The sequence below is a fragment of the Methylobacterium sp. E-005 genome (assembly GCF_022829725.1).
In the GTDB taxonomy this organism is placed as follows: Bacteria; Pseudomonadota; Alphaproteobacteria; order Rhizobiales; family Beijerinckiaceae; genus Methylobacterium.
The window spans coordinates 1-26,579 of sequence record NZ_JAKSYG010000242.1; the positions used below are offsets into that span (position 1 = coordinate 1).

Annotated in this window: 32 protein-coding genes and 2 pseudogenes; 20 read left to right on the forward strand and 14 right to left on the reverse strand. The window is 69.2% G+C overall.

Annotated elements, in window-relative coordinates:
* From tuf to rpsQ, 12 genes and pseudogenes are all read left to right on the forward strand, one after another.
* Positions 1 to 141: pseudogene (tuf, locus tag MKK88_RS30640) on the forward strand (elongation factor Tu); the annotation flags it as partial.
* An 81-nt stretch (positions 142 to 222) separates the two neighbouring features.
* On the forward strand, positions 223 to 531 hold the full coding sequence (gene rpsJ, locus MKK88_RS30645; protein ID WP_043351245.1) for a 30S ribosomal protein S10: 309 nt from the start codon (positions 223 to 225) through the stop codon (positions 529 to 531).
* 51 nt (positions 532 to 582) lie between these two features.
* A complete protein-coding gene (rplC, locus tag MKK88_RS30650; RefSeq protein WP_244007016.1) occupies positions 583 to 1,320 on the forward strand; it encodes a 50S ribosomal protein L3 in 738 nt (245 codons plus the stop codon).
* Complete coding sequence (rplD, locus tag MKK88_RS30655) at positions 1,320 to 1,940, forward strand: 50S ribosomal protein L4 (RefSeq protein WP_091719328.1); 621 nt, start codon at positions 1,320 to 1,322, stop codon at positions 1,938 to 1,940. Before rplC ends, rplD begins: the two co-directional genes overlap by 1 nt.
* Positions 1,937 to 2,233 (forward strand): 50S ribosomal protein L23, encoded by a 297-nt coding sequence (locus MKK88_RS30660; RefSeq protein WP_020094257.1) that lies wholly within the window; start codon positions 1,937 to 1,939, stop codon positions 2,231 to 2,233. Before rplD ends, MKK88_RS30660 begins: the two co-directional genes overlap by 4 nt.
* A gap of 25 nt (positions 2,234 to 2,258) precedes the next feature.
* The gene (rplB, locus tag MKK88_RS30665) at positions 2,259 to 3,095 is read left to right on the forward strand and encodes a 50S ribosomal protein L2 (RefSeq protein WP_244007018.1); all 837 of its coding nucleotides are present in this window, start codon (positions 2,259 to 2,261) and stop codon (positions 3,093 to 3,095) included.
* A gap of 5 nt (positions 3,096 to 3,100) precedes the next feature.
* Positions 3,101 to 3,379 (forward strand): 30S ribosomal protein S19, encoded by a 279-nt coding sequence (gene rpsS, locus MKK88_RS30670; protein WP_012319190.1) that lies wholly within the window; start codon positions 3,101 to 3,103, stop codon positions 3,377 to 3,379.
* A 1-nt stretch (position 3,380) separates the two neighbouring features.
* On the forward strand, positions 3,381 to 3,767 hold the full coding sequence (gene rplV / locus MKK88_RS30675) for a 50S ribosomal protein L22 (protein WP_244007020.1): 387 nt from the start codon (positions 3,381 to 3,383) through the stop codon (positions 3,765 to 3,767).
* A 10-nt stretch (positions 3,768 to 3,777) separates the two neighbouring features.
* Positions 3,778 to 4,524, forward strand: a complete 747-nt coding sequence (gene rpsC, locus MKK88_RS30680) for a 30S ribosomal protein S3 (protein ID WP_244007022.1) — start codon at positions 3,778 to 3,780, stop codon at positions 4,522 to 4,524.
* A gap of 11 nt (positions 4,525 to 4,535) precedes the next feature.
* Positions 4,536 to 4,949, forward strand: a complete 414-nt coding sequence (rplP, locus tag MKK88_RS30685; protein WP_012319193.1) for a 50S ribosomal protein L16 — start codon at positions 4,536 to 4,538, stop codon at positions 4,947 to 4,949.
* 12 nt (positions 4,950 to 4,961) lie between these two features.
* Entirely contained in the window at positions 4,962 to 5,177 is a 216-nt protein-coding gene (rpmC, locus tag MKK88_RS30690; RefSeq protein WP_091719333.1) for a 50S ribosomal protein L29, read from the forward strand.
* 21 nt (positions 5,178 to 5,198) lie between these two features.
* Positions 5,199 to 5,465, forward strand: a complete 267-nt coding sequence (rpsQ, locus tag MKK88_RS30695) for a 30S ribosomal protein S17 (RefSeq protein ID WP_244007035.1) — start codon at positions 5,199 to 5,201, stop codon at positions 5,463 to 5,465.
* 397 nt (positions 5,466 to 5,862) lie between these two features.
* Here rpsQ and recA read toward each other — a convergent pair whose 3' ends face one another.
* From recA to flgB, 8 genes are all read right to left on the reverse strand, one after another.
* Positions 5,863 to 6,930, reverse strand: a complete 1,068-nt coding sequence (gene recA, locus MKK88_RS30700) for a recombinase RecA (RefSeq protein ID WP_409566736.1) — start codon at positions 6,928 to 6,930, stop codon at positions 5,863 to 5,865.
* 301 nt (positions 6,931 to 7,231) lie between these two features.
* The gene (cckA, locus tag MKK88_RS30705) at positions 7,232 to 9,988 is read right to left on the reverse strand and encodes a cell cycle histidine kinase CckA (protein WP_244007039.1); all 2,757 of its coding nucleotides are present in this window, start codon (positions 9,986 to 9,988) and stop codon (positions 7,232 to 7,234) included.
* A 544-nt stretch (positions 9,989 to 10,532) separates the two neighbouring features.
* Positions 10,533 to 11,600, reverse strand: a complete 1,068-nt coding sequence (gene flhB, locus MKK88_RS30710) for a flagellar biosynthesis protein FlhB (protein ID WP_244007041.1) — start codon at positions 11,598 to 11,600, stop codon at positions 10,533 to 10,535.
* A 12-nt stretch (positions 11,601 to 11,612) separates the two neighbouring features.
* Positions 11,613 to 12,374, reverse strand: coding sequence for a flagellar biosynthetic protein FliR (gene fliR / locus MKK88_RS30715; RefSeq protein ID WP_244007043.1), 762 nt, complete (start codon positions 12,372 to 12,374; stop codon positions 11,613 to 11,615).
* Between the two features lie 51 nt (positions 12,375 to 12,425).
* The gene (fliQ, locus tag MKK88_RS30720) at positions 12,426 to 12,692 is read right to left on the reverse strand and encodes a flagellar biosynthesis protein FliQ (protein ID WP_244007051.1); all 267 of its coding nucleotides are present in this window, start codon (positions 12,690 to 12,692) and stop codon (positions 12,426 to 12,428) included.
* A gap of 287 nt (positions 12,693 to 12,979) precedes the next feature.
* Positions 12,980 to 13,294, reverse strand: a complete 315-nt coding sequence (gene fliE / locus MKK88_RS30725; protein ID WP_244007053.1) for a flagellar hook-basal body complex protein FliE — start codon at positions 13,292 to 13,294, stop codon at positions 12,980 to 12,982.
* A gap of 19 nt (positions 13,295 to 13,313) precedes the next feature.
* Positions 13,314 to 13,721 carry a flagellar basal body rod protein FlgC gene (flgC, locus tag MKK88_RS30730; RefSeq protein ID WP_244007055.1) on the reverse strand — a complete coding sequence of 136 codons (408 nt, stop codon included), beginning with the start codon at positions 13,719 to 13,721 and terminating at the stop codon, positions 13,314 to 13,316.
* 47 nt (positions 13,722 to 13,768) lie between these two features.
* Positions 13,769 to 14,170, reverse strand: a complete 402-nt coding sequence (gene flgB / locus MKK88_RS30735) for a flagellar basal body rod protein FlgB (RefSeq protein WP_244007057.1) — start codon at positions 14,168 to 14,170, stop codon at positions 13,769 to 13,771.
* Positions 14,171 to 14,538: 368 nt separating this feature from the next.
* On the opposite strand from flgB, the gene MKK88_RS30740 reads away from it, so the two are divergent.
* Both MKK88_RS30740 and MKK88_RS30745 read left to right on the forward strand, forming a co-directional pair.
* Positions 14,539 to 15,780 (forward strand): hypothetical protein, encoded by a 1,242-nt coding sequence (locus MKK88_RS30740; RefSeq protein WP_244007117.1) that lies wholly within the window; start codon positions 14,539 to 14,541, stop codon positions 15,778 to 15,780.
* 89 nt (positions 15,781 to 15,869) lie between these two features.
* A complete protein-coding gene (locus tag MKK88_RS30745) occupies positions 15,870 to 16,091 on the forward strand; it encodes a hypothetical protein (RefSeq protein WP_244007059.1) in 222 nt (73 codons plus the stop codon).
* On the opposite strand, the gene MKK88_RS30750 is transcribed toward MKK88_RS30745, so the two are convergent.
* A complete protein-coding gene (locus MKK88_RS30750) occupies positions 16,088 to 17,392 on the reverse strand; it encodes an MFS transporter (protein ID WP_244007068.1) in 1,305 nt (434 codons plus the stop codon). The genes MKK88_RS30745 and MKK88_RS30750 overlap by 4 nt on opposite strands.
* A gap of 211 nt (positions 17,393 to 17,603) precedes the next feature.
* On the opposite strand from MKK88_RS30750, the gene dnaN reads away from it, so the two are divergent.
* Genes dnaN through recF form a run of 4 tightly spaced genes read left to right on the forward strand, consistent with a single transcriptional unit; the run spans position 17,604 to position 20,409 of the window.
* A complete protein-coding gene (dnaN, locus tag MKK88_RS30755; RefSeq protein WP_244007070.1) occupies positions 17,604 to 18,725 on the forward strand; it encodes a DNA polymerase III subunit beta in 1,122 nt (373 codons plus the stop codon).
* A 10-nt stretch (positions 18,726 to 18,735) separates the two neighbouring features.
* Entirely contained in the window at positions 18,736 to 18,987 is a 252-nt protein-coding gene (locus MKK88_RS30760) for a type II toxin-antitoxin system ParD family antitoxin (protein ID WP_244007072.1), read from the forward strand.
* The gene (locus tag MKK88_RS30765) at positions 18,984 to 19,280 is read left to right on the forward strand and encodes a type II toxin-antitoxin system RelE/ParE family toxin (RefSeq protein WP_244007081.1); all 297 of its coding nucleotides are present in this window, start codon (positions 18,984 to 18,986) and stop codon (positions 19,278 to 19,280) included. Before MKK88_RS30760 ends, MKK88_RS30765 begins: the two co-directional genes overlap by 4 nt.
* Entirely contained in the window at positions 19,273 to 20,409 is a 1,137-nt protein-coding gene (recF, locus tag MKK88_RS30770; RefSeq protein WP_244007083.1) for a DNA replication/repair protein RecF, read from the forward strand. The genes MKK88_RS30765 and recF overlap by 8 nt, the downstream gene beginning before the upstream one ends.
* Positions 20,410 to 20,411: 2 nt before the next feature.
* On the opposite strand, the gene MKK88_RS30775 is transcribed toward recF, so the two are convergent.
* Complete coding sequence (locus MKK88_RS30775) at positions 20,412 to 22,103, reverse strand: methyl-accepting chemotaxis protein (protein ID WP_244007091.1); 1,692 nt, start codon at positions 22,101 to 22,103, stop codon at positions 20,412 to 20,414.
* A 435-nt stretch (positions 22,104 to 22,538) separates the two neighbouring features.
* On the opposite strand from MKK88_RS30775, the gene MKK88_RS30780 reads away from it, so the two are divergent.
* Together MKK88_RS30780 and MKK88_RS30785 are read left to right on the forward strand one after the other, a co-directional pair.
* Positions 22,539 to 22,934: a VOC family protein gene (locus MKK88_RS30780; protein ID WP_244007099.1), complete on the forward strand. Its 396-nt coding sequence runs from the start codon at positions 22,539 to 22,541 to the stop codon at positions 22,932 to 22,934.
* A 47-nt stretch (positions 22,935 to 22,981) separates the two neighbouring features.
* Positions 22,982 to 23,593: a histidine phosphatase family protein gene (locus MKK88_RS30785; RefSeq protein WP_244007101.1), complete on the forward strand. Its 612-nt coding sequence runs from the start codon at positions 22,982 to 22,984 to the stop codon at positions 23,591 to 23,593.
* On the opposite strand, the gene MKK88_RS30790 is transcribed toward MKK88_RS30785, so the two are convergent.
* The 4 genes and pseudogenes from MKK88_RS30790 to MKK88_RS30805 all read right to left on the reverse strand — a co-directional run.
* Positions 23,594 to 24,310 carry a hypothetical protein gene (locus tag MKK88_RS30790; RefSeq protein ID WP_244007103.1) on the reverse strand — a complete coding sequence of 239 codons (717 nt, stop codon included), beginning with the start codon at positions 24,308 to 24,310 and terminating at the stop codon, positions 23,594 to 23,596.
* A 61-nt stretch (positions 24,311 to 24,371) separates the two neighbouring features.
* Positions 24,372 to 25,364, reverse strand: a complete 993-nt coding sequence (locus MKK88_RS30795) for a nickel/cobalt transporter (RefSeq protein WP_244007105.1) — start codon at positions 25,362 to 25,364, stop codon at positions 24,372 to 24,374.
* Positions 25,355 to 26,029: a DUF1007 family protein gene (locus MKK88_RS30800; RefSeq protein ID WP_244007107.1), complete on the reverse strand. Its 675-nt coding sequence runs from the start codon at positions 26,027 to 26,029 to the stop codon at positions 25,355 to 25,357. The genes MKK88_RS30795 and MKK88_RS30800 overlap by 10 nt, the downstream gene beginning before the upstream one ends.
* A 78-nt stretch (positions 26,030 to 26,107) precedes the next feature.
* Positions 26,108 to 26,579 (reverse strand): annotated as a pseudogene (locus tag MKK88_RS30805) (transporter substrate-binding domain-containing protein); the annotation flags it as partial.

Genomic DNA, 26,579 nt, shown 5'->3' on the forward strand with positions numbered 1-26,579 from the left:
GAGATGGTGATGCCGGGCGACAGCGTGACGATGGACGTGGCGCTGATCGTGCCGGTGGCCATGGAGGAGAAGCTGCGCTTCGCCATCCGCGAGGGCGGCCGCACCGTCGGTGCCGGCGTCGTCGCCGCCATCAACGACTGAAGCTCGAGCAAGCATCCTTAGCAGGGCGCGGCGGGGTCAAGGCCCTGCACACCCCGCCGTCCCTCTCAAGGTTCTAGGAACATGAACGGTCAGAACATCCGTATCCGCCTGAAGGCGTTCGATCACCGCATCCTCGATGCGTCGACCAAGGAGATCGTCTCCACGGCCCGGCGCACCGGCGCGACCATCCGGGGCCCGATCCCGCTGCCGACGCATATCGAGAAGTTCACCGTCAACCGCTCGCCGCACATCGATAAGAAGTCGCGCGAGCAGTTCGAGATGCGCACGCATAAGCGCGTGCTCGATATCGTCGATCCGACGCCGCAGACCGTGGACGCGCTGATGAAGCTCGACCTCGCCGCCGGCGTGGACGTGGAGATCAAGCTCTGAGTCCGCTGAGGACTTAGAGCTTACCGTTTCATCGCGCGAGGGAGAGAACCTATGCGCTCAGGCGTCATCGCACAGAAGGTCGGCATGACCCGCGTCTTTACGGACGCGGGGGAGCATGTCCCCGTCACGGTGCTCAAGATCGATCAGTGCCAGGTGGTGGCCCACCGCACCGTCGAGAAGAACGGCTACGTCGCGCTGCAGGTCGGCGTCGGCAAGGCCAAGGTCAAGAACGTCTCGGCCGCCGAGCGGGGCCGCTTCGCGGTCGCCAAGGTCGAGCCGAAGAAGAAGCTCGCCGAGTTCCGTGTGTCCGAGGACGCGCTGATCCCGGTCGGCGCCGAGATCACCGCGGACCACTTCATCCCCGGCCAGTTCGTGGATGTCACCGGCACCACGACCGGTAAGGGCTTTGCGGGCGGTATCAAGCGCTGGAACTTCGGCGGTCTGCGCGCCACCCACGGCGTGTCGATCTCGCACCGTTCGATCGGTTCGACCGGCGGCCGTCAGGATCCGGGCAAGACCTTCAAGAACAAGAAGATGCCGGGTCACCTCGGTGTCGAACGGGTCACGACCCAGAACCTGCGCGTCGTGCGCACCGATCCCGAGCGCGGCCTAATCTTGGTCGAGGGCGCGGTGCCGGGCGTCGCCGGCGGCTGGATCCAGATCCGCGATGCGGTGAAGCGCAAGCTCCCCGCCGATGTTCCGCTGCCGGGCAAGTTCCGCGAGAACGGCGGGTCCGCCGTGTCCGCGCAGACCGCCCCCGAGGCCCCTGCGGCTGAGGAGACCGCGTGATGAAGCTCGATATTAAAACCCTCGACGGCGCCGGTGCCGGCTCGGTCGAGCTGAACGAAGAGATCTTCGGCCTGGAGCCGCGGGCCGACCTGCTGCAGCGCATGGTTCGTTGGCAGCTCGCCAAACGTCGCGCCGGAACCCACGCCGTGCAGAACCGCTCGGACGTGAACCGGACCCGCAAGAAGCTCTACAAGCAGAAGGGCACCGGTAATGCCCGCCACGGCGCGGCCTCGGCGCCGCAGTTCCGCGGCGGCGGCCGGGCCTTCGGTCCGGTGGTGCGCGACCACAGCCACGACCTGCCCAAGAAGGTCCGTGCACTGGCCCTGCGCCACGCCCTGTCGGCCAAGGCCAAGGCCTCGACCCTGATCGTCGTGGACGACATCAAGATCGAGGATCACAAGACCAAGGGACTCGTCGAGCGCTTCGGCAAGATGGGCCTCTCCAACGCGCTGATCATCGGCGGTGCCGAGGTCGACGTGAATTTCGGCCGGGCCGCCCGCGCCATCCCGCAGATCGACGTGCTGCCCGTGCAGGGCATCAACGTCTACGACATCCTGCGCCGCGACACGCTCGTCCTGACGAAGGCTGCCGTCGACGCGCTGGAGGAGCGTTTCAAATGAGTGCCGATCCGCGCCACTACGACATCGTCGTCTCCCCGGTCATCACCGAGAAGGCGACCAACCTGACCGAGCAGAATAAGGTGGTCTTCCGCGTCGCCCCCAAGGCGACGAAGCCTCAGATCAAGGAGGCTGTCGAGAAGCTGTTCGACGTGAAGGTCACGGCCGTGAACACCCTTGTCACCAAGGGTAAGAAGAAGATTTTCCGCGGCCTCCGCGGACAGCGCTCCGACGTGAAGAAGGCGATCGTGACCCTGGCCGAGGGCCACTCGATCGACGTCACGACCGGGCTCTGAGGACGGGATTTAGGGATCCAAGCCGATGGCCTTGAAGACATTCAAACCGGTCACGCCGAGCCTGCGCCAGCTCGTGCTCGTCGACCGCCGTGAGCTCTACAAGGGCAAGCCGGTGAAGGCGCTGACGGAGGGCAAGTCGTCCTCCGGCGGCCGGAACAACCTCGGCCGCATCACCGTTCGCTTCCGCGGCGGCGGCCACAAGCGGGTACTGCGCAACGTCGATTTCAAGCGTCGCGAGCAGCTCGGCGTCTCCGCCACGGTGGAGCGGATCGAGTACGATCCGAACCGCACGGCGTTCATCGCGCTGATCAACTTCCCCGACGGGAAGCAGAGCTACATCCTGGCCCCCCAGCGCCTGCAGCCGGGCGACAAGGTGGTGGCTGGTGAGAGCGTCGACATCAAGCCGGGCAATGCCGCTCCGGTCGGCTCGATGCCGGTGGGCACGATCGTCCACAATGTCGAGCTCAAGATCGGCAAGGGCGGCGCGATCGCCCGCTCGGCCGGCAACTACGCGCAGATCGTCGGCCGCGACCAGGGCTACGTGACGCTCCGCCTGAACTCGGGCGAGCAGCGCCTAGTCCACGGTCAGTGCTTCGCCAGCGTCGGCGCGGTCTCGAACCCGGACCACATGAACATCTCGCTCGGCAAGGCCGGGCGCAACCGTTGGCTCGGCAAGCGCCCGCACAACCGCGGCGTGGCGATGAACCCGGTCGACCATCCGCACGGCGGCGGCGAGGGTCGCACCTCGGGCGGCCGCAACCCGGTCACGCCCTGGGGCGTGCCCACCAAGGGGAAGAAGACCCGGTCCAACAAGCGGACCGACGTGTTCATCCTGTCCAGCCGCCACAACCGCAAGAAGTAATCGCTATGGCACGCTCTCTCTGGAAGGGGCCGTTCGTCGACGGCTACCTCTTCAAGAAGGCCGAGGCGGCGCGGGGCTCCTCGCGCTCCGAGGTCATCAAGATCTGGAGCCGCCGCTCCACGATCCTCCCGCAGTTCGTCGGGCTCACCTTCGGTGTGCACAACGGGCAGAAGCACATCCCGGTCTACGTCACCGAGGAGATGGTCGGACACAAGTTCGGTGAGTTCTCGCCGACCCGCACCTTCCCGGGCCACGCGGCCGACAAGAAGGCGAAGAGGCGCTGAGATGGGCAAGCAAGCCACCCCCCGCGCGCTCCCCGAGAACGAGGCGAAGGCCGTCGCGCGCATGCTGCGCGTCAGCCCGCAGAAGCTCAACCTCGTGGCGCAGATGATCCGCGGCAAGAAGGTCGACACGGCGCTGGCCGAGCTCGAGTTCTCCCGCAAGCGAATCTCGACCGAGGTCAAGAAGTGCCTCGAGAGCGCCATTGCCAATGCCGAGAACAACCACGATCTGGATGTCGACGACCTCGTCGTGTCCCAGGCCTTCGTGGGCAAGGCGCTGGTTCTCAAGCGCTTCCACGCCCGTGCCCGCGGTCGCGGCGCGCGTATCCTGAAGCCCTTCTCGAACCTCACCATCGTGGTTCGCGAAGTCCGCCAGGCCGAAGCGGCTTGAGGAGGATCTGATGGGCCAGAAAGTCAACCCGATCGGTCTCCGGCTCGGTATCAACCGGACCTGGGACTCCCGCTGGTTCGCCAACAAGGGCGACTACGCGAAGCTGATGCACGAGGATGTCGCGATCCGCGCCGCCCTCATGAAGCAGCTGAAGCAGGCGGCGGTCTCCAAAATCGTCATCGAGCGTCCGCACCGGAAGTGCCGCGTCACCATCCACTCGGGTCGTCCGGGCGTGGTGATCGGCAAGAAGGGCGCGGATATCGAGAAGCTGCGCAAGCTCGTCGGCACCATGACCAATGCCGACGTGACCATCAACATCGTCGAGGTGCGCAAGCCCGAGATCGACGCCACCCTGGTGGCCGACTCGATCGCTCAGCAGCTCGAGCGCCGCGTCGCCTTCCGGCGCGCCATGAAGCGGGCCGTTCAGTCGGCCATGCGTCTGGGCGCCGAGGGCATCCGGATCAACTGCTCAGGCCGCCTCGGCGGCGCCGAGATCGCCCGCCAGGAATGGTACCGCGAGGGTCGCGTCCCGCTGCACACGCTGCGCGCCGATGTGGACTACGGCACCGCCACGGCGTTCACGACCTACGGTACCTGCGGCATCAAGGTCTGGGTGTTCAAGGGCGAGATCCTTGAGCACGACCCGATGGCCCAGGACAAGAAGGCCCAGGAAGAGGGCGGCCGCTCCGGCGGACGCCGTGAGCGCGATGGCGAGGGCGGCCGCGAGCGCGGACGCCGCGAGCGCGAGCACGCGTAAGGTAGGAAGCCATGCTGCAACCGAAAAAGACCCGCTTCCGCAAGCAGTTCAAGGGCCGCATCCACGGTGCGGCCAAGGGCGGCTTCGAGCTGAACTTCGGCCAGTTCGGCCTGAAGGCGGTGGAGCCCGAGCGCGTCACCGCCCGCCAGATCGAGGCGGCCCGCCGCGCGATCACCCGCGAGATGAAGCGCCAGGGCCGCGTCTGGATCCGGGTGTTCCCGGATGTCCCGGTCTCGTCGAAGCCGACCGAGGTCCGCATGGGCTCCGGTAAGGGCGCCCCGGATTACTGGGCGGCCCGGGTCCACCCCGGCCGGATCATGTTCGAGGTCGACGGCGTTGCCGAGAACATCGCCAAGGAGGCCCTTCGCCTCGGCGCCGCGAAGCTTCCGATCCGTACGCGGGTCGTCCAGCGCATCGCCGACTGAACGGAGGATATCGTGAAGTCGACCCAACGAGTGTCTGATCTCAAGGCTTTGTCGCCGGATCAGCTGAATGACGAGCTGATCAACCTCAAGAAGGAGCAGTTCAACCTGCGCTTCCAGGGGGCCACCGGCCAGCTCGAGAACGTCGCCCGCGTCCGTGAGGTCCGCCGCGACATCGCCCGTGTCCGGACTCTGCAGCGTTCCAAGACGCTGCAGCAGGCCAAGGGCTGAGGCGGGGACTAGGAGACAACCATGCCGAAGCGCATCCTGCAGGGCACCGTCGTCAGCGACAAGGGTGAGAAGACCATTGTGGTGAAGGTGGAGCGCCGCTTCACGCACCCGGTGATGAAGAAGACCGTTCGCCGCTCGAAGAACTACCACGCGCACGACGAGGCGAGCGTCGCCAAGGTCGGGCAGACGGTGTTCATCGAGGAGTGCCGTCCGTTCTCGAAGACCAAGACCTGGAAGCTGGTCGAGGGCGAGGCGGCGGTTCAGGCCGAGGCCGGCGAGGCCGCCTGACCCCGGGATCCTGGCGGTTGCGGGCATTCGCATCCGCCTGATCGCCGGTCGGACGCAGTCCCATAGAGGCGCTTCGTCGGTGATCGTGCGGTCCGGCACAGGACTCGTCAAAACCCGGACGTATTTCGATCCTTCGGGATCGGAAGCGTGCCGGGTTTCGTCGTTTCTGCCTTTTGTCCCAGAAGACGGTCCGCGGGGTGGTGTCCGGTGTCGCTGTCCGTAGGATCGTTCCGAGCTCAGGATGGCGGTCGTTGCCGATACGCGATCCCACTGTTTCTCTGGATCCACGTCCGCGTCAGCATCAAACGGAGACGGCCCCGGATATCCTCCGGGGCCGTCTGGTATCGGTGATGAATGATCGCGCTGCGACCCGCTTTGGCTCGCGCGGCGGCGAGGCTTACGCCTCGCCCTCGTCGAGATCGTCCGCGGTCGGCGTCGCGTTCTCCAGGATCTTCTCGGCGACGAGGCCCGAGTTCTGCCGGATCGAGCCCTCGATCTCGGCCGCGATCTTCGGGTTGTCGCGCAGGAAGCCCTTCGAGTTCTCGCGGCCCTGGCCCAGGCGCTGGCTGTTGTAGGAGAACCAGGCGCCGGACTTCTCCACGATGCCGGCCTTGACGCCGAGATCGATCAGCTCGCCGACCTTCGACACGCCCTCACCGAACATGATGTCGAACTCGACCTGCTTGAACGGCGGGGCGACCTTGTTCTTCACCACCTTCACGCGGACCTGATTGCCGATCGCCTCGTCCCTGTCCTTCAGGGTCGAGATGCGTCGGATGTCGAGGCGCACCGAGGCGTAGAACTTCAGGGCGTTGCCCCCCGTGGTGGTCTCGGGGCTGCCGTACATCACGCCGATCTTCATCCGGATCTGGTTGATGAAGATGACCATGCAGTTCGAGCGCGAGATCGAGCCGGTCAGCTTGCGCAGGGCCTGGCTCATCAGGCGGGCCTGGAGGCCGGGCTGGCTCTCGCCCATCTCGCCCTCGATCTCGGCCCGCGGGGTGAGCGCGGCGACCGAATCGACCACCAGCACGTCGATGGCGCCGGAGCGCACCAGCGTGTCGGTGATCTCAAGGGCCTGCTCGCCCGTGTCGGGCTGCGAGATCAACAGGTCATCGAGGTTCACCCCGAGCTTGCGGGCATAGACCGGATCGAGTGCGTGCTCGGCATCCACGAAGGCGCAGACGCCGCCCTTCTTCTGGGCCTCGGCGATCGTGTGCAGCGCCAGCGTGGTCTTGCCGGAGGATTCCGGGCCGTAGATCTCGATGACGCGACCACGGGGCAGGCCACCGACGCCGAGGGCGATATCGAGGCCCAGCGAGCCGGTCGAGATGGTCTCAACCTCTTGCACCTTGTCGTTCTTGCCGAGCCGCATGATCGAGCCCTTGCCGAAGGCACGCTCGATCTGGGCCAGGGCTGCGTCGATCGCCTTGGACTTGTCCTTGTCCTTCTCCGCGGGGGGCATGTCGACCACTTTCAATGCGGGCTGGGCCATCTGGCGGGCTCCTTATGAAGGGGTTGAGCGCCGTTCACAACGCGCGTCAACGTCCGTTTCATGTACCTGTTTTGTTCTCATTCGGCAAGGGCGCATGGTGAGCCTGACCGGGCGTTGTACCGGTTCATCCGCATCGCACGCGGTGCGCGCTTGGCCGATCCTATGCACGCTTCGGAAATCGGCGGAGGCGCGCTGGCCCCTCGCCTCTCGTTCCCGGTGTGCCGATGCAAGGTCGTCGGCGTCAGTGCCCTGGGGTGGAAAACCCGCCCCCTCAGCTCGCCATGGTCTTCTTCACGGTCTCGACGAGCTGCTTCAGGCTGAAGGGCTTCGGCAGGAAGTTGAAGGTCTCGCCCTCCGGCAGGTTCTTGCGGAAGGCATCCTCGGCGTAGCCGGAGACGAAGATCACCTTCAGGTCCGGCTGATGCTTGCGCACCTCCCGCAACAGGGTCGGGCCGTCCATCTCGGGCATGACGACATCGGACACCACGAGGTCGATCGGTTGGGCGTTCTCGCGCACGATCGCCAGTGCCTCCAGGCCCGAGGCCGCCTCCAGCACGGTGTAGCCACGGGCCGAGAGGGCCCGGCTGTTGACCGCGCGGACCGGATCCTCATCCTCCACCAGCAGGATCGTGCCCTGCCCGGTATGGTCGGCGGCGGGCTTGCGCGGTGCGGGTGGCTCGGCGACGCGCGCCACCGGGGTGGCGCTCCCCTCGGCCTTCGCCGGCGCGGGCAGCCCGACCGCGTCCGTCCGCGGCAGTCCCGGTGTGGGGGACGGAAGCGGCACCTCCTCGGGCTCCGCCACCGGCACATGCCGCGGCAGATAGATCCGGAAGGCGGTGCCCTCCCCGACCGTTGATTGCACGTCGATCGTCCCGCCGGACTGCTTGACGATACCGAACACCGTCGAGAGCCCCAGGCCCGTCCCCTTGCCGATCTCCTTGGTGGTGAAGAACGGCTCGAAGATCTTCTCCATCAGCTCGGGCGGGATGCCCTGGCCGGTGTCGCGGACCTCGATCAGCACGTGATCGCCCGTCGGCGCCCCACCCCGCCCTTCGGCCGCAGCCGCCGGCCCTGGATCGGTGACGTTCTCGGTCCGGATCACCAGCTTGCCGCCCTCCGGCATGGCATCGCGGGCGTTGACCGCGAGGTTCACGATCACCTGCTCGAACTGGTTGACGTCAGCCTTCACGGGCCAGACTTCGCGGCCGTGCTTCAACTCCAGGGCAACTCGCTCGCCGAGCAGGCGCTTGAGCAGGAGCGTGAGTTCGGAGAGCGCCTCCCCGACACTCATCACTTCGGGCCGCAGGGTCTGCCGCCGGGAGAACGCCAGGAGCTGGCGGACAAGGCCCGCTGCCCGGTTGGCGTTCTGCTTGATCTGCATGATGTCTTGGAAGGCTGGATCGGTCGGCCGATGGCTTGCCAGGAGCAGGTCCGAGTAGCCGATGATCGCCTGCAGCACGTTGTTGAAGTCGTGCGCGATGCCACCCGCGAGCTGGCCCACGGCGTTCATCTTCTGGGCCTGCGCGACCTGCTGCTCCAGCTGGCGCTGTGCCGTCGTGTCGAGGGCGTACAGGATGACGCGCTCGGCCTCGTCGGTCTGCTGGCCCGGATCGCCGCCATCGGCGGGGCTCAGCCAGACCCGCGCCGAGCGCCCGCCCGGCCCGTTGAGCTGGACCTCGATCGGCTCGGGATCGGTCAGACCGCGCGAGGCCCGGGCCAGGCCGGCCTCCAGGCTGGTGCGGTCGGTCACCGAGTCACCGACATTCGGCTCCGTCCGGGGCGTGCCGTCCCCGTCGATCGCGCCATCCTCGGCCTGCCGCGGCACCGTGCCGAACAGCCGGGTGAAGGACGCGTTGGCCCGGGCGATCCGCCCCGCGCTGTCGAGGGTCGCGATGGCGATCGGCGAGTTGTTGAGGAACCGGGCGAGGCGCACCTCGGCGGCGCGCTGCGGCTCGTCCGTCTCGGCCCCGGCCGAGCGGTTGATCACGAAGGTGCGCGAGGAGCCGGGCTTGCCGTCCTTGCCGAAGGCGACCCGGTGGTAGATCCGCACCGGCAGGGTGTGACCGTTGCGGCGGCGCAGGTCGAGGTCGAAGCGGTCGGTGCGCACCTCGCCGGGCATTCCGGCGCTGCGCACGAGGACATCCGCCTCGGGGGCGATCTCGGTGAGGTGTGGGCCGCCCGGGCCGACGCTCGCGAGGTCGTAGCCGAGCCACGCCGCCAGCGTCGCATTCATGTACACGATGGCACCGGCGGGATCGATCGACAGGAAGCCCGCCGGGGCGTGGTCGAGATAGTCGATCGCGTGCTGGAGTTCCTGGAAGACGTTCTCCTGGCGCTCGCGCTCGGCGGTGATGTCGGCCACCGTCCAGAGGGCGGCGGCGCGGCGCGGGCGGGCGAGCGGCCGCACCGAGACCCGGTACCATCCGAAGCCGCGTTCGCCGGCGATCGGACCGAGCGGCGGCGACATCCGCACCTCCTCGGTATGAGCGCGACTGTCGCGCGAGGCCTGCGACAGGCGATAGACGGCCTCAGACACCTCCGGCGGTCCGACCAGGATGCGCTCCACCGGCACGAGGTTCGAGAAGGTGTCGCCCCCGGCGATCCGCAGATAGGCCTCGTTGGCGTAGATCAGCCGGCCGCCATCCTCCACGACCAGCTTGCCGTCCGGCGAGGCATCGATAATGCCCTTGGTGATGTCGTCCCGCGCGGCGCTGCCACTGAGCTGGAGCGCGCCGATCGCGAGGGCGAAGAGGAAGAACACCCCCGCCATCGCCAGCAGGGCCAGCAGCCAGACGATCAGCGACTGGGCCTGCTCGTTCGCCACGAAGGACAATCCGATGGCGGCCCCGACCAGCAGGCCCGCCAGCACCAGCAGCAGCCCGACCCGACCCGGCTGCTCCGAGCGGTCGATGGAGCCGGTCGCCTGCGGCGCAGCCGCCTGCGGACCCGGACCCTGTACGGCGGCGACCGGCAATCCCGAATTCGGCGCGCCCGCGGCGGGTGCCGGAGGTCCAGTCACGTCGGCCATCGGCTTCATTTCCAGAACGTTCCCCCGGTTAGGCCGGCCGGCCATAGCAGGGCAAGGGCCGCGCGGCATCACGCGCATCGCGTCAAGCCTCGGTTCAGCCTCGCGAAAAAAGGTGGATGAACCGTGGCTTTTCCGACGCGCCATGGGGTTCGACGACCCTTAGCACAACAGTCGGGTTTCGAGTGTCGGTACCGGCCAAGGGCGGGGTCGCCCTCTCGCCGCCCGCGGGGTGACCGGCTTTATACATCGGTCTGGGATCTCCGTCGGGTCGAGAGGTGTGGCAATCCTGCGTTGCGACGCCCCTCCTTCGCGCAGGCTACAATATTCGCGAGGTCGCGCCCACGCGCGCTCCTCCCCCTGGCGGGGAGAAGTTGGCGGCCGGGGTCGCGCAGGCGGCACCGCTGCGCTCGATCCCGCACCACCCCACCCCTGACCCCTCTCCACAAGCGGGAGGGGGAAAACGCCTTCTTCAGAGAGCGTTGAGTGCCGGAGTGCGAGCCCGCTCACATCCGGCCCCGCACGTGCCGGAACCTCCGATCCGGCCCTACGCCGCCCGCTTCCGCAACCGCAGGACGAACCCGATCACCTCGGCCACGGCGCGATAATGTTCGGCGGGGATCTCGCGATCGATCTCCACGGTGGCGTGGAGCGCCCGGGCGAGCGGCGGGTTCTCGATCACGGCCACACCGTGCTCGGCCGCCAGCGCACGGATGCGCAGCGCCAGTGAATCGACGCCCTTGGCGACGCAGATGGGCGCGGCCATGCCGGCCTCGTAGCGCAGGGCCACCGCGTAGTGGGTCGGATTCGTCACCACGACGGTCGCGGTCGGGACGGCGGCCATCATCCGCTTCTTCACCCGGGCCATGCGCAACTGCCGCATGCGACCCTTCACCTCCGGGTTGCCGTCGGACTCCTTCATCTCCTGCTTCATCTCCTCCTTCGACATGCGGTGGCGCTTGCGCCAGCGGAACCGCGCGTAGAGGGCGTCGCCGAGGGTGATCGCGAGATGCACACACAGCATTCCGGCGAGCAGCCGCAGGCTCAGGGAGAGGATCGCCGGCAGGGCCGCGCCCGGGTCGAGCCGAGCGAACACCTCCAGCCTGTCGCGGTCGTTCCACAGGACCACGCTGCCGACCACGCCGACAGCGCTGATCTTGGCCAGGCCTTTGCCGAACTGGAACCACGCCTCGATGCCGAGCAGGCGCTTCACCCCGGCCATGGGGGAGAGCCGCTCGAATTTCGGCATCAGCGTCTCGGCGGTGAAGACCAGCGGGTGCTGCAGCAGCCCCGCGGCGAGCCCCGCAACCACGGCGAGACCCACCGGCACGGCCACCGCCTGGAGCCACAGCCAGAGCGCCCGGACGGCCGCTGCGCGCATCGCGGTGGCGTCGTCCGGCAGGGTATGGGCATTGGCGAGGTAGGCGCGGAGCCCGTAGAGCAGGTTCTGGGCGATGCTTGGCGCCGCGAGCATCAGCGCAAGCGTGAAGGCGCCCAGAATCGCGAAGGTGTTGATCTCCGTGCTGGTCGCGACATCGCCGCGCTCGATCGCCTGATCCAGCCGCCGTTGGGACGGCTCCTCGGTCTTGTCCTCGTCGTCCGCGCCCTCGGCCATCCCGTCTCTACCTCAGCGTCCGACCGACTCGGCGAGATACCGGCCCATATCGTCCAGGAAGACGCCCATGATGACGCCGAGGCTGCCCATCAGGATCACGACGCCCACCAGCACCGAAGCCGGGACCGCCAGGGCGAACACCTGCAATTGCGGCATCAGCCGCGACAGCACGCCGAGCCCCAGGTTGAACAGGAGGCCGAAGGCGATGAACGGTCCGGAGATCTGCATCGCCAGGGTGAAGCCCCGGGCGAGTGCCCGGGTCGCCAGGGTCAGCGCGTCCGAGAAGGCCGGGACCCCGTCCGGCGGCAGCACCTCGTAGCTCCGCGCCAAGCCCTCGATGGCGAGGTGATGCAGGTCTGTGGCGAAGATCAGCGTGAGGCCCAGCAACGACAGGAAGTTGCCGATCGCCACCTGCTGGCCGCCCTGACTCGGATCGACCGTCATGGCATAGGACAGGCCGAGCTGCGCCGCGATGATCGTCCCGGCGGTCTGTAGGGCGGCGAGCACCATCCGCACCGAGAGACCGAGGACGAGGCCGACGATCGTCTCCCCGAACAGCAGCCCGATCAGCCGCGGCCCGGCGAGGCCCTCCGTGCCGCCGAGCAGCGGGCGCACGGTCGGGAACAGCACGAGGGTGGTCAGCACCGCGAAGGCCAGCCGCAGGCGCGGCGAGACCGACTGCTCGCCGATCCCGGGCATCAGCATGATCAGCGTGCCGACCCGCGCGAAGGTGATCAGGAAGGCCGAGGCGATCCCGGGCAGGAGCAGATTCATCGCCGCCCCCCAGACACGCGGATTGCGCCGCTGTCGTGGCCGGGACGGGCCTCAACCGCCGGCCGCGATGCGGGCGGCGATGCGGGTCATGTAGCCCGCCATGGCGTCGCCGATGAAGGGAAGCATCAGGAGCAGCATTGCGAACACCGCCACGACCTTGGGGACGTAGATCAGGGTCTGTTCCTGGATCTGGGTCAGGGCTTGGACCAGCGAGACCGCGAGTCCCACCGCCAGGGAGACGAGCATCAGCGGTCCGGCGATCTTCAGGAACACGAAGATGCCGTCGCGGGCAACGTCGAGGATGGCGAGTCCGGTCATGGTGACGGCGGGTCCGAATCAAATGAGGGGTCGGGTTCCGTTGGGGGCCTCGGGCGGATCGTTGGGCAGCCCCTTTCCCGGGCGCATCCGGCGTCAACGGAATGCAAACCGGGATCCGGAGCAGGACCGCGCGACGCGCCCATCCGATCAGCTTGTGCCGCCGGCGCGGCTTTCATGGCGCTGGATCCCGGATCAGGTTCCGCTGTCGCTCCGCCTGTCCGGGAAAGGGGCGCGGTGAACGAGGCTTCATCGGCGCGGATCCCGGGCTCAGGCCTCCGGGATCCCCATCAGATCTGCATCCGCATGATCTCTTCATAGGCGGAGATCATACGGTCGCGCACCGCGACCATCGTCTGGAGGGCGGTCTCGCTCTCGGCGACCGCGGTGACCACGTCCACGACGTTGGCCTTGCCCGACGCGGCCGATACCGCCTGCGCGTCGGCCCGACGCCCGGCATCGCCGACATTCTCCAGCGTCTTGCCGAGGAACTGCATGAAGTCGGTGCCGGTCTCGGCGGTCGACGTCACTTTGGGAACGGGCCGCCCGGAGGCGATGCCCTGGACGGCCGCGTAGGCGCCCGCCGCGAAGTTGCTCGAAGCCATGGCTACGCCTCCCGCCCGTTCACTTCAGAATGCCGAGTGTCTGGGACAGCATCTTGCGCGTGGCGGTGATCATGTTGAGATTCGCCTCGTAGGAGCGCTGGGCCTCGCGCAGATCCATGTTCTCGACGAGGGCGTTGACGTTCGGCATCTGCACCTCGCCCCGGGCATTGGCCGCGGGGTTGCCGGGCTCGTACTTGGTCCGGAAGGCGGACGGGTCGCGCCGGACGCGGCCCGCCTCCACGAGCCGGGCGCCGGTCTCGTCGTCGAGATGGCTGGTGAAGCTCGGGATCTTGCGCCGGTAGGGCTCGGCCCCGGCCGAGGCCGGCGCGGAATCCGCGTTGGCGATATTCTCGGCGATGATCCGCATCCGGCCCGACTGGGCCTTGAGGCCGGCCGCCGCCACCGCCATCGACTTGCTGAATTCCATGGCGCAACGCCCTCCTCTGGCCGACCCTCGACGAACGGCGCGGACCCTCAGCTCTTGCCGATGGCGATCTTCAGGGTGGTCAGGCTGTGCTGGTAGAGCGAGGCGGCGAGCTGGTAGTCCGACTGGTTGTCGCCGGCCTTCATCATCTCGTCCTCGAGATTGACCCCGTTGCCGCTCGGGCGGATCTCGAACCCCTTGGCGCGCTTGGACTCGGCCCCGCCCCCCTGCCCTGCGGGCGCCAGATGGGCCGGACTCGTCAGCGCGAGGCTGGTCGAGCTGGTGGCGAGAGCCCCCGTCGCCCGGTCGAAGCGCGGCTCCACGAGGTCACGGGGCTTGAAGCCCGGCATGTCGGCGTTGGCCACGTTCTCGGCGATCAGGCCCTGGCGCGCCTGGGCCCATTGCATCCGGGTGCGCAGCATGCCGAGTACGGGCAGGTCGGTGAGGGCCAAGGTCGCCTCCGGTTAGGCATCGCGCCGCCGGAACGAGCGGGCTCGGCAAAAACTGCCGCGCGCATGGTTAACGCTGCGTTAAACCCTGGGTGGAGCATCCGACCGAGCATGCGCGGCCCTCTCCGGACCGCCCCTGAAAGCCCCGGCGGTAGGCCCGGGGAGTCCATTCATCCGGGGCCGATACGGCGGCCAAGCGCATCATTTCACGCCGTATTGTCATGTTGGCGTCGGTTTAAAAGGTCTGTTAACGAACTCTTAACGTCGTTTGCCTTGCAGCCCCTCCGGCGTGGTATGGACAAGCCCTTGCCGGGCGCGGACCAGCGGCGGCCGGAACGTGCGAGTGCGTAACCTTGCGATGGCTGCAATCCGTGTTCGGTTCTGACGGCTCCCCCATCGTTCAATATGTCGTGATCTTCGCCGTCATCTTCGCGGCGCTGGCGGCGATCGTGTTCACGGTGCGGCGGCTCACGGGCCGCACCCTCGCCCCGCCCGGGCGCAACGGCGGCCGTGGGCGGCAGCCGCGGCTCGGCATCGTCGACGTCTACGAACTCGATCGCGCCCGACAGCTGATCCTGCTGCGCCGGGACAATGTCGAGCACCTGCTCCTCGTGGGCGGCCCCAACGACGTCGTGGTGGAGCGCAACATCCAGCGCAGCCAGCGCCCGCTGACGGAGCCCGCCATGAGAGTGGATGCTGCGCCGGATGGCCTCGACGAGCCGCTGCCGGATCCCCTGGTCCAGGGCGGGCGCCTGCCCGAGCCGCCCCGTGCCCTGTCCGAGATGAACGGGCTGCGCGCCGAACCCCTGTTCGACCCGGGCTTCGAGATGCCCGTGATCGTACCGCCGCCCGTCCCGCGTTCCGGGGCCGGACCGAGTGTAAGCCTGCCGCTCGATCCCGCGCTGCTGGGCGGCGACGAACCGGGGCAGGACGTCTCCGCGCCCCTGGCGCCTTCTCCGCCGCCGAAGGTGACGGCACCCGTTCGCGAACCGGCCGTCCCGCGCCGGATCCTGAGCCGGACCGCGCCGCCCCTGGTCGAGCCGCGCCCCGGCCCGGCCTCGGGGCGACTACCCGATCCGGCGCCTGCCGCGGACCGGACGGCGCCGCCGGCCCCGAGCCTCGCGGTTCCGACCGAGCGCAGGACGGTCGATCCGGCGATCCTCTCCGACATGGCCCGGCAGCTCCAGGCGGCTTTGGCCCGTCCGACATCCGCGGTCACGCCGGCCCCCGCGGCGTCCCCCGCCCCGGCCGAGGAGATCGATCCCGTGGCCGCCGCGATGGCTTTCGCCCCGCCAGTTCCCGCGGAGCCGCCCGAGCCGGCGCCGCCACCGCCGAGCCGGGTCATCGACGCGCCCGTACCGCCGGTCGCACCGACCGTCGCGCCAGCTGTTCAGCCGGTTCCCCCGCCTGCAGCGACGGCGCCGCCCGCACCACCAATTCCCGCGGCTCAGCCTGCGCCGAAGGCACCCCCCGCGTTCCGGCCTCCGCCCCCGCCCGAGCCGTCATCCCCGCCGCGCCCGGACGCCAAGGCCGCGGGAAATCCCTTCTCGGTTGAGGAGATCGAAGCGGAGTTCGCCCGCCTCCTGGGACGCCCGCTCGACAAGCGGAGCTGAGCCCCGCGCTGCGGCCCGCTGGTCGCCTCGTGCGGCGCTCACGCTCCGTTAACCCTCTCTTGAAACGCTCGGGTTTGGAGGATGACCCGATGCTCGCACTGAATACCGAGACCGCCTGTCGCAGCCGCGCCTATCGCGCGTTCAAGCTCGATCGGGCCGGACGCATCGCCTCGGCCGAGATCGTCGCCGCTGAAGATGATGGCCACGCGCGCCGTCAGGTCCGTGCCATGGCGGAGCGCAGCACGATCGAGCTGTGGGAGCGGACGCGGTTCCTCGGTCGCTTCGAGCCCGCCGCGACGGGCCGAAATTAACGGTCCGCCGTCTCCGGCATCGCCAGCACGGCGAGGAAGCTCAGGATCGCGGCGACCGCCAGGTAGATCCCGACGTAGCCGATCCCGCCGAGACGCACGAGCTCCTGGGCGAGGTAGGGCGCCCCGGAGGCGCCCAGGATCCCCGCCAGATTGTAGGTGACCGAGGCGCCCGTGTAGCGGACCCGGGTCGGGAACAGCTCGGGCAGGACGGCGCCCATCGGGCCGAACACCCAGCCCATGGACAGGAGCGCGAGGCAGAGGAAGCCGAGGACCGGCGGCCATGTCCCGGTACCGGCGGCGTGGCCCAGCATCGGCCCCATCAGGAAGCCGAGCCCGAACACCGCGGCCATCCCGGAGAGCAGCACCGGCCGGCGGCCGAACCGGTCCGCGGCAGCGCCCGACACCACGGTGCCCAGCGCCATGAAGCAGACCGCGATGCACTCGAACAGCAGGAAGGTCGGCCGCGTGTAGCCGAGCGTGCCCGTTCCGTAGCCCAGGGCGAACACGGTGGACAGGTAGAACACCGCGTAGACCGCCACCATCGCGAAGGTGCCGATCAGGACCGATCGCCCGTGCTGCGTCAGCATCGTGGCGAAGGGCACGCGCTCCGGGCGCGCCTCGCTCAGGGCGGCCTTGAAGGCCGGCGTCTCGGTGAGCTTCAGGCGGACATAGAGCCCGACGCCCACGAGCGCGGCCGAGGCCAGGAACGGCAGGCGCCAGCCCCAGCTCTGGAAGCTCTCGGGCGACAGGCCGAAGCTCAGCGCCAGGAACCCGAGATTGGCCAGGATGAACCCCACCGGCGCACCGAGCTGCGGGAAGATCCCGTACCACGCCCGCCGGCCCGGCGGCGCGTTCTCGACCGCGAGCAGCGCAGCCCCGCCCCATTCGCCGCCGAACCCAATCCCCTGTCCGCAGCGCAGGATGCAGAGCGCCGCCGGCGCCCACCAGCCGACCGACGCGTAGGTCGGAAGGCAGCCGATCAGGACGGTGGACAGGCCCATGATCAGCAGCGAGGCGACCAGCGTCGCCTTGCGGCCGACCCGGTCGCCGAAATGCCCGAACAGGGCCGCGCCCACGGGCCGTGCCACGAAGGCGATCGCGAAGGTCGCGAAGGCGCTGAGCTGCTGCACGCCGGGCGCGCCTGCGGGGAAGAAGACCGGGCCGATCACCAGGGCGGTGGCGGTGGCGTAGATGTAGAAATCGAAGAACTCGATGGCCGTGCCGACGAAGCTCGCGGCCAGGATCCGCCCGGCGCTTGGAGGGGTGTGGTCCGCGGAGGCGCGTTCGACGGATTGGAGCATGGCGGCGTTGCGGTTTTTGGCGGCAAATGAGCTTGCGACGCTTTCGCACGGGGCGGCGCGCGCGGGAACCCCGAAAGCGCGTCCGGCAGAGCTCGCCTGTGCGATGCACCGACGCCGGCCTTGCGTTCGCCGGCCCCCTTCGCCAAGCTGATCGGCCCTAATCCGCGCGGGACGCCGGCCGCCGCGCCGTCCCTACCAGTCGAGTATTGCGATGAGAGTCACTGTCGAGCGCGCGGCCCTGCTCAGGTCGCTCGGCCACGTGCACCGGGTCGTCGAACGCCGCAACACGATCCCGATCCTGTCGAACGTGCTGCTGCGCGCGGAGGGATTGGGGCTCCAGCTGCGCGCGACCGACCTCGACATCGAGGTCACCGAGAGCGTGCCGGCGGACGTGTCGGATGCGGGCGCCACCACGGTGCCGGCCCACGTCATCTACGACATCGTGCGCAAGCTGCCTGACGGCGCGCAGGTCTCCCTGGAAACCGGCGGCGAATCCGGCCAGATGACGATCCGCTCCGGCCGCTCGCGCTTCGCGCTGGGGGCCCTGCCGGAGGGCGACTTCCCGGATCTGGCCGCCGGCGAGATGCCCCACGGCTTCGAGATCGCCGCAGCCGACCTGAAGCGCCTGATCGACAAGACGCAGTTCGCGATCTCCACCGAGGAGACCCGTTACTATCTCAACGGCATCTACCTGCACACGCTGGAGACCGAGAACGGCCCGGTGATGCGGGCGGTGGCGACCGACGGTCACCGGCTCGCCCGGGTGGAGATCCCGGCGCCGCAGGGCAGCGTCGGCATGCCGGGCGTGATCGTGCCCCGGAAGGCGGTCGCCGAGATCCAGAAGCTGCTCGACGATGGCGGCGAGTCCGTCGCGGTCGATCTCTCGCCCGCCAAGATCCGCCTGCGTTTCGCGGGCGGTCTGACGCTGATCTCCAAGCTGATCGACGGCACGTTCCCCGATTACCAGCGGGTGATCCCGGCCAACAACGACAAGCGGCTCACCATCGAGCGCGACGCCTTCGCCAAGGCCGTGGACCGGGTCTCGACGATCTCGTCCGAGCGCGGGCGCGCCGTGAAGCTGGGGCTCGCCGAGGGGCGCCTTGCCCTGTCGGTGAACAACCCGGATTCCGGCAGCGCCACCGAGGAGCTCGACGTCGATTACGAGGCGGCCAACCTCGATATCGGCTTCAACGCCCGCTACCTGCTCGACATCACCGCGCAGCTCGAGGGCGATACCGCCCTGTTCAAGCTCGCCGACCCGGGCTCGCCGACCCTGATCCAGGACCGCGAGGGGGCCCCGGCGCTCTACGTGCTGATGCCGATGCGGGTGTGAGCACGCTGTCATGCCGAGAACCGTCGTCCTCGATCCTTTTCAGGAGGCTTCGCTCGATCGTCTGATCGCGGCGGGCCGTTACGGATCGCCGGAAAAGGCGATTGCGGCCGGTGTCACGTTGCTGCTCCGGCATGAGGATCGCCTGACGACGCTGTGTGAGGCTTGGAGAGAGGGCGTCGAGAGCGGCGATTACGAACCCCTTGACGCGACGCTGGACGCCTTGGAGGCGCGCTATGGCGCGATGGAAAAGGCGGATTCTTGAAGCCTGTCGTGGTTTCGCGGCGCGCTCGGGCGGACCTGTGCGAGATTGGTGACGTCATCGCCGCAGATAATCCTTCACGCGCCCGCAGCTTCGTCTCGGAGCTGCGCACCCGATGTCAGGCCCTTGGTCAACGGCCGATGATGGGTAGACCCGCGCCGGAGATTGCGCCCGACGTGCGGATCCTCGTATTCCGCTCCGATCTCATCCTCCATCGCGTCTTCGACGATCGAGTCTCGGTCGATCGCGTCGTGCATTCGGCCCGTGATCGATCCACCCTGTCACCGCATGACTGAACCCGACATCGCCGGCAGCGCGCGCGTCACCCGCCTGATCGCCCGCGATTTCCGCAATCACGCCGACCTCGAATTGAACCCCGCGGCCCGCTTCGTCGCGCTGGTCGGGGAGAACGGGGCCGGCAAGACCAACCTGCTCGAAGCGCTCTCGCTGTTCGTGCCGGGCCGGGGCCTGCGGCGGGCCGAGTTCGCCACCATGGCGCGGACCGGCGGGCCCGGGGGCTTCGCCGTGTCCCTGACCCTCGACCGGGACGGCGCCGAGCATCGCCTCGGCACCGGCCTGGAACCGCCGGGACCGGACGGGCGTACCAGCCGGCTCTGCCGGATCGACGGCGCCCCCGCACCCTCCCCGGTGGCGTTCAGCGAGTTCCTCCGGGTGGTCTGGCTGACGCCGGACCTCGACGGGCTGTTCCGCGGCGCAGCCGGCGACCGGCGCCGGTTCCTCGACCGGCTCGTGCTGGCGGTCGATGCCGGCCACGGGGCGCGGGTTTCCGCGATGGAGCGGGCCCTGCGCTCGCGCAACCGCCTGCTCGAGGATCGGCCCGACGACGACCGCTGGCTCGACGCGGTGGAGCGGGAGGTCGCCGAACTCGGCGTCGCTGTGGCGCTGGCCCGCCGGGAGACCGCGGAGCGCCTCGACCGGCTGATCGCCGAGACCCGGGACGACGCCCAGCCCTTCCCGTGGGCCTCGATCCGCCTGGAGGGCGACCTCGACGACCTCGTGGCGGTCTGGCCGGCGATCGAGGCGGAGGACCGCTTCCGGCTGGCGTTGCGCAACGGCCGCCACCGGGACCGCGCCGCCGGACGCACGCTGATCGGGCCGCAGACCAGCGACCTCGTGGTCCGCCACGGACCGAAGGACGTGCCGGCGGGGACCGCCTCGACCGGCGAGCAGAAGGCCCTATTGATCGGCCTCGTCCTGGCCCATGCGCGCCTCGTGCGCGCCATGAGCGGCATCGCCCCGGTGATTCTCCTCGACGAGGTGGCGGCGCATCTCGATCCGCGCCGCCGCGCCGGCCTGTTCGAGGCGCTGGAGGCCCTGCCGGGTCAGGTCTGGATGACCGGCGCCGACCCAGACGCCTTCGCGCAGGCCGGCGACCGCACCGAGGTGCTGCGGATCGGGGCCTGACCTCAGGCGGCCCGGATCGTGCCCAGGAAGCGGGAGACCTCGGCCCCGAGCTGCTCGGATTGGCGGGACAATTCGCTCGCCGCGCCGAGCACCTGGGTGGCCGCCGCGCCGGTGGCTTCCGAGGCCTGGGCCACGCCGACGATGTTGCTCGTCACCTGATCCGTCCCGGTCGCCGCCTGGGCGACGTTGCGGACGATCTCCTGGGTCGCCGCGCCCTGCTCCTCGACGGCCGCTGCGATGGTCGTGGCGACCCCGTTGATCTCGCGGATGCGCGCCGCGATCGTGTCGATGGCCAAGACCGCCTGCCCGGTCGCCCCCTGGATCTGCGTGATCTGCTGGCTGATCTCCTCGGTGGCCTTGGCGGTCTGTCCGGCCAGTTCCTTCACCTCGGCGGCGACCACCGCGAAGCCGCGTCCCGCATCGCCGGCCCGGGCCGCCTCGATCGTCGCGTTGAGCGCCAGCAGGTTGGTCTGCCCGGCGATGTTGGAGATCAGCCCGACCACTTCGCCGATGCGGGCGGCCGCCTGGCTGAGATCCTGGACGAGGTGCTGGGTCTGGTCGGCTTCGCCCACGGCCGTCTGGGCGAGGTTGGCCGAGCCGAGCACCTGCCGGCCGATCTCCTGAACCGACGAGCCCAGTTCCTCGGCCGCCGCCGCCACGGTCTGAACGTTGGTTGAGGCCTCCTCGGCGGCGGCCGCGACGGTGGTGGACTGGTTGGCCGTCTCGGTGGCGCTCGCCGTCATGGTCTGGGCGGTGGCCTGCAGCTCCGTGGCCGAGGCGGAGACCATCCCGACGATGCTGCCGACCGCCCGCTCGAAGCCGTCCGCCAGTTCCAGCATGGTGCGCGTGCGCTCGGCCGCGGCGGCCTCGTCGGCGCGGCGCTTGACCTCGGCCTCCGCGGCGGCCTTTTGGGCGACCATCGCCTTGATATCCTCGACCGCCTTGCCGACTGCGCCGATCTCGTCCTGGCGGGCCGCCCCCTGGATCTCAGCGTCGATCTCACCCTGCGCCATGCGCTGCAGGACCTTCACCAGCCGATCGAGGGGGCGGGTGATGCCGAGCGTCGCGATGAGCACCGCGGTGAGCAGGCCCGCCAGCATCCCGAGGCCGCTGACAATCATCAGGGTCTGACGGGTGGTGTCGGTCTGTTCGGTGAGCTCGTCCGAGCCCTTCCGCATGTAGGTGGTGATCGCCTCGGCGAGGTCGTTGCCCTCGGCCAGCATGCCGGAGAAGGTCGGATCGATCGCTGTATGGATCAGTGCGATGGCCTGCTCGTTCCGGTTGCTGGTGCCGAGCCGGCGAACCTCGCTCACGTCCTTGACGTAGCGTTCGATGCGGATTGTCAGCGCGTCGATGCGCGGCGCGAAGGTTTGCGCATGCGACCGCAGGTCAGGGAGCAGCGCCTTCACCTGGGGCAGGACGGCCTCGAAGCCCCGGTTGGCAGCCTGCATCTGGGCGGCATCGGTCTCCGCGATGACGCGATACACCCAGTAGTTCAGTTCGATCATCAGGCGGTTGAGACGGCGTGCCTCTGCGACGGCCGACGCCTCGTTGCTGATGAAGCGTGTGTATCCTTCGTCGATCTTCGTCATCTGCGCCTGAGCATACCAGACACAGCTGCCGACGATCAGGCTGATCAAGGCGATGACGGCTGCAATCTTGGGCAGGATCTTGATGTTGGACAGGCGGAACACGGCTTTCAACCTCCCGATCGACGTCGATGACAGACGGGTGTTGGGCTGCGGCGTCGATGGCCGTCGTGCTAAAGCAGTGATGTTAATAGAAGGTTCTTGTCAAGATGTAAAATACGAATTTCGATACGATTTATGGCGGTGAATCCATAGTCTCTTGCTGCGTAGATTAAAGAGAAGGGGCGGTGAACTCGATACTTGTTTCCGGATGGTCTGTCGTCAGCTTTTGCGTCTCGATCTCGTATATTTGTGATCGGCTTTTCGAATGTATACAGTCGGAAAATATCTTACGCGTGGCAGTCGGTGTTCCAGGGTCGACGCCTGCGCCGCCGGCGACCGAACGTCCCCACCGGGGCGGGCCGGCCTTTTCTGCGGACGCCGGGGCGCCACATAGGGGGCCGGCACGCAAGACGCGCGTGCGCACGGAACGTTCAACGCATGTCCAAGCCGGTCCACGCCATGATCCGCGTCCTCGAAGAGGAGCGCGCGCGCGACTATTACGCCCGTGCCTTCGGGCTCGAGGTCGCTGACCGCTTCGACTTCCCGGACTTCACCTTGATCTACCTGCGTGACCCCGCCTCGCCGTTCGAGCTGGAGCTCACGGTCAACAAGGGGCGCGACAAACCCTACGATCTCGGCGATGGCTACGGCCACATCGCCGTCGTGGTCGACGACGTGGAGGCCGAGCACGCGCGGCACACGCGCGAGGGTTTCACGGCGACCGACGTGAAGACGCTCAAGCACGGCGAGGACGTGCTGGCGCGCTTCTTCTTCGCCACGGATCCCGACGGCTACAAGATCGAGGTCATCCAGCGTGGCGGGCGATTCGCCTGATGGCATTCGATGAACCGAACCCGTTGCGGAACGCCCAGCCGAGATCGATGCCGAACGACAGCCACCAAGAGACCCGTCACCAGACCCGTATCGTCTGCATCCGCCACGGGCAGTCGACGTTCAACGCCGCCCACAAGCTCGGGGGCGGCGATCCGGGCCTCCTGGATGCCCGGCTGACGGAATTGGGTCAGGCCCAGGCCCAGGCCGCCCGGGAGCGCCTGCGCGCGATCCCGTTCGAACTCGTGGTGGTCTCGCCGCTCACCCGGGCGATCCAGACCGCCGCGATCCTGTTCGGCGAGCATCCGAGCCGGCCGCAGGTGCTGGTCGAAGTCCTGCACCGGGAATGCCAGGAGAGCAGCTGCGACGTCGGCCGTGCGGCCTCGGAGATCGCGGCAGAGTTTCCGCATCTCGATGTCGGGCATCTGCCGGAAGTCTGGTGGCACGCCGAGCCGGGCTGCGAGGTCGGCGGCTATCCGGTGGAGCCGCGCGCCCTGTTCGACGCCCGGGTTGCGGCGTTCCGGGAGTGGCTGCGGGTACGGCCCGAGCGGACCATCGCGGTCGTCGGCCACGGCACGTTCTTCTACCACCTCACCGGCACGTTCCTGGAGAATTGCGGCACCATCGAGCTGGATCTCGACGCCGCGCCCGTGGCGGCCTGATCAGGCCGGCGCCAGCGTCTTCGCCGCATCCAGGCGTTCCCTGGCGCCCGCGACGGCGATCTCCGGCGCCTGCCGGCCGACCATCAGCGTCGCGTCGAGGATCGCGCAGGCCTCGGCCCAGGTCCCGGGCACGAAGGGGGCGGCGCCTTCGGCGACCTCCGCCGCGCAGCGTGCATCCTCCCCGGCCCGTTGCGCGGCCGTGGCGGTGCGGGACACCGCCGCGGTCAGCGCACCCTCGCGCCAGCGCCGCGCCTGGGCGGCGGACTGCGAGAGCGCCCCACCCTGCCACGCGGCCGAGCGCGCCGCTGCGAACGCCGCGGGCCAGTCCGGCGCCCCGGCGCAGGCCTCCGCATTCTCGGCCATGCCGGCGAGGGCGCACAGGGGGGCGAGGATGCGCCGGACGCTCTCGAGCGCGAGCCGCCGGGTCCGGGCGGCCTCGACCACCGGACTGTCGGCGCTGCCGGACAGGCGCAGCACGAAGGCCAGCAGTTCCGATCGCACCGCATCCGGCATGGCGTCGTTGAGCCCGAGGGCGTAGGCGGCTATCGGCCGCGAGAAGCAGGGCGGGCAATCCGCGCTGGACCGGATCGCCCGATAGGGCAGACCCGCGGCAACGATCGCCGCCTCGTTGATGCAGGTCCCGCCATCGGGGCCGGGGAAGGGGTGCGATCCGGCAAGCAGTCGCCAGTTCAGGATCGTCGCGAAGTCGGGATGCATCGGCGCGCTCTCCGTCTCGGGCACGCAGCGTGGCACGCCGCAGCCCGGAAGGCGAGGCCCCTCAGCCGCCCAGGGTCGGCGCGAGGCCCGAGAGCATCGCGCTGCCAAGCACCAGCACGAAGGCGGCAGCCAGCAGTTCGACGCCGCCGAGCGCCAGCAGCCCCGCCCGGCCCCGCCCGCCGGCGAGGCGCAGGGCCACGCGCTTGGCGAAGACCGCAACGCCGGCGAGCGCCGTGGTGGTGAGTGCCGTGCCGAGCGCCATGGCCAGAACCGCCAGCACACCTGCCCCCGGCACGCCCTGAGACACCGCGAAGACCAGCACCAGCACCGCCCCCGCGCAGGGCCGCGATCCGGCGGCTAGGACCACGCCGGCGCGCTCGCGCCACGTATCCATCGTCGCGAGGGCCTGCGGCCCCGGCAGGTGGCTGCAGCCGGGCCCGCAGGCGGCGTCGAGCTGGACGAGGCGCCCGGCCTTGCGCCAGGTCAGTACCAGCCCGATCAGGGCGACCAGGGCGAAGCTCACGGTCTCGATCGCAGTGCCGGCCCGGGTGATCCCCGCCGCGGTGGCGTTCAGGATCAGGCTGCCGATCCCCACGATCGCCCCCGCCACGCCGGCCTGGAGCAGGGCGGCGCAGAGGCTCAGCGCGCAGCCGCGCCGGAACGCCCGCTCGCCCGCCAGAATATAGCCGGCGATCACCGCCTTGCCGTGGCCGGGCCCGGCGGCATGGAACACGCCGTACGCGAGGGCGAGCCCGATCAGGGGGCTCCAGCTGCCGCCGCCCCGGAGTGCGCTCACCGCGGTATTGAGGCTTCGTGAAAAGCTCGCCTGGAGCGCCAGGATGATCCCGCCAAGGCCAGTCGCCGCCGGGGCGGCTTCGCGAAACCCGATGCCGAAGGGCGGGCGCGGCGGCGGGGCGGCAAACCCGGGCGCCACGAGCCATGCGATCCCGGCGGCCAGGAGTGCTGCCATTCCGATGGCCGCCGCCATGAGGCCAAGCCTCAGGCCCAGCCGTCCCGCCCCGGCCGGTGCAGCGATCCCGATCCCTACGGACATGCGACGAGCACCCGGCTGGCGAATTGCACGCCGTAGGTCGAGGCGGCGGTCAGCGCCTCGAAGAACGCCTCGGTCATGCCCGGCGAGCCGGCTTCCGCAATCTTCGGCTGCTCGGACTTCGGGCGGGTGACGGTGGCGGCGCAGCCCTGCGGCGCGCCGCTGAGCGTCGCGGCGTCAGACCCCTCCGCGAACGAGAAGGCGACGAAATAGGTCGGGTCGTAGACCTCCAGCGCAGCAACCCCCCGCCCCTGCTGGACCGGCGTCTTGAGCGGCAGCAGGAAGGTCATGACCAGCGCCCTGTCCTCCATGCGGGCCGCCGGCTCCTGCGGATCGGTGAAGGCCTGTTCCTTGCCGCCGACCTTCAGCTTCGTGAAGTAGCCGAATTCGGCGAGGCTGGCGGTGTTCTCGGCGGCAAGCCCGGCGAGCTCCTCGGGGCTGAGCTTGCCGTCCTTGTTGGTGTCGAGCCCCTGGGTCACGAAAGCCGTGTATTCCGGGTCGAAGCTCCAGGTGTCGCGCACGCCCACGAGCTTGCCGCCCTCGTAGACGAGCTGCGCCTTGGCGGTGACCCAGACGTGCGGATGCGCGGAAGCCCCCGAGGCGGCACAGGCGAGGAGGGCGGCCAAGGCTACGGCGCGGAAGCTCGGGCAGGGCGCGGCGATCGTCATGGGCGGGAGGCGCGCTCGCGACAGGAGGGTATGGCTGACCCTTCCTCGCGCCCCGGTTGGGCGAAAGCGAGGCGCCGCCTACTCGCCCGCGTCGAGGCCCATGAGCTGGAAGCTCACCCGCAGGTCGTTCGACATCGGGATGTCGAGGCGCTCGCCGTTGGGCAGGCGCTTGAGGAACCAGCGCTCGTAGGTCCAGCGCAAAGCCCGGGACTCGGCGAGCCGCGTGAAGGTCTGCTGGACGATGCCGGCGAGCTCCGGATCGTCCTTGCGGAACATGATGCCGTAGGGCTCGTAGGAGAGCTTGTCGGGCAGCACCGTGTAGTTCGACCCGTCCTGCGCGTCCGTGGCGATCAGCCCGTAGAGCAGCACGTCGTCGGTGGCGAAGGCGTCGGCCTTCCCGGCCTTCACCATCGCGTAGGAGGCGGCGTGATCCGGTGCCGTCACCACCTGCGCGTCGATCTTCAGGCGGGCGAGCTGGTCGCGCACGGCTTTCTCGTTGGTGGTGCCGGCGGTGACCACCACGGTCTTGCCGCCGAGGTCGCGGTAGGAC